The organism is Streptomyces griseicoloratus (genome assembly GCF_014534645.1).
GTDB lineage: Bacteria > Actinomycetota > Actinomycetes > Streptomycetales > Streptomycetaceae > Streptomyces > Streptomyces griseicoloratus.
Map to the genome: position 1 here is coordinate 1 of NZ_JACVQF010000092.1, position 208 is coordinate 208.

At 67.8% G+C, this 208-nt stretch carries 1 protein-coding gene; it reads left to right on the plus strand.

The window, feature by feature from the left end; genetic code table 11:
* Window positions 1-4: 4 nt before the first annotated feature.
* Window positions 5-208, plus strand: a 204-nt coding sequence (locus H0H10_RS02345) for an AMP-binding protein (RefSeq protein ID WP_309141721.1), incomplete at its 3' end; no start/stop codon positions are given.

Below are 208 nucleotides of genomic sequence, written 5' to 3' on the forward strand. Positions count from 1 at the left end.
GCATGTGCTGCGGGCTCGTGGTGTGACGGCCGAGTCGGTGGTGGGGCTGTGTCTGCCACGTGGCGCCGAGATGGTGATCGCCATTTTGGCGGTGTGGAAAGTGGGGGCGGCTTACGTTCCGCTGGACCCCGAGTATCCCGCGGAACGGCTGGAGTTCGTGCTTGCGGATGCCGGTGTGGTGGTGCTGGTTCGTGCCGGTGGCGCGGGC